Source organism: Sphingobacterium sp. UBA7253, from assembly GCF_002472745.1.
In the GTDB taxonomy this organism is placed as follows: domain Bacteria; phylum Bacteroidota; class Bacteroidia; order Sphingobacteriales; family Sphingobacteriaceae; genus Sphingobacterium; species Sphingobacterium siyangense.
Window position 1 is genome coordinate 3,302 of record NZ_DKSP01000196.1, and the last position, 1,134, is coordinate 4,435.

The following is a 1,134-nucleotide window of genomic DNA, read 5'->3' on the forward strand; positions in this document are numbered from 1 at the left end:
CACTCTCCATGTTTAGTTGGATCGAACCCTTAAGGCCGTATTTAATGCTTGTTACAGCATTAGTGTTAGGCTTAGCTTTTTATCGTGTCTATAAACCGGTAAAAAAAGACGATTGTGGTTGCGATACAAAAAAAAGGCCAATGCAATCGAAGGCTTTTCTATGGATAGTGACAGTCATTTCTATTGGACTATTTTCCTTCCCTTATTATGAACCGTATTTTCGGAATCATACGACGGCGGCTTCTTCAGTTAAAAACACGAATCTGGAGCAAGTTATCTTAGTGATTGATGGTATGTCTTGTGCTGCCTGTGAAGGCCACGTTAACGAAGCAGTAAAAAATGAAGAAGGTGTCCAGGAAATTTCAACCTCTTATGATGAAGGACGATCAACTATAAAATTTGACCGCACAAAAACTTCAAGACAACAACTAGCAATGATCATTGAAAATAAAACCGGGTATAAAGTAAAAAAATAACTTCAGATGTCAACTAACAAAATAATACTAGAATCGACCCTTACCTGCCCAGTATGTAATCATCAAAAGGAGGAAATAATGCCGACTGATGCTTGCCAGTATTTTTATGAGTGTGAAGAATGCCACACTCGGCTAAAACCTCTAAACGGAGATTGTTGCGTATTTTGCAGTTATGGTACCGTAAAATGTCCGCCGATTCAGCTTGGCGATAATTGCTGCTCTTCTGAAAAATAAAAGTGAGTTTTAATGTAATTCCATGATTTAATTTTCAGCGTGATGTGGGATTAAGCTATAAAAATAGCGGCCTTTTAATGGTTGTCTTTTTTATACCTTGCCAACTGAATTTGTTTGAATTTTAAATCCTTAAATCGAATAGCCATTATACCACTTTGGAATCTTGAAAAGTTTGAAGTTTACGTGTTCCATATATGTGGTCTCATCAATTATTATTAACTATTAATACTAGGATTTACCGGGATAACGGTAGGAATTAGAATATTTTTCTGTATCTTTACAACTAATAAGTTCTTTAAATCGACACAAATCAGGTCAAATTAAATGGGACCCATTTCAGGGACCTATTTAAATAAAACATCTGTATACTATTGATATATAGCGAGATACAAAGGGATGTCATAATCCCAGCGGGATCACAAAA

The 1,134-nt window shown here is 35.6% G+C and carries 2 protein-coding genes; both read left to right on the top strand.

What is annotated here, in order from left to right; genetic code table 11:
- Nucleotides 1-476, top strand: a 476-nt coding sequence (locus tag B2X72_RS19670; RefSeq protein ID WP_286851189.1) for a cation transporter, incomplete at its 5' end; no start/stop codon positions are given.
- Nucleotides 477-482: 6 nt separating this feature from the next.
- A complete protein-coding gene (locus tag B2X72_RS19675; RefSeq protein ID WP_083296100.1) occupies nucleotides 483-710 on the top strand; it encodes a GDCCVxC domain-containing (seleno)protein in 228 nt (75 codons plus the stop codon).
- Nucleotides 711-1,134 lie beyond the last annotated feature (424 nt).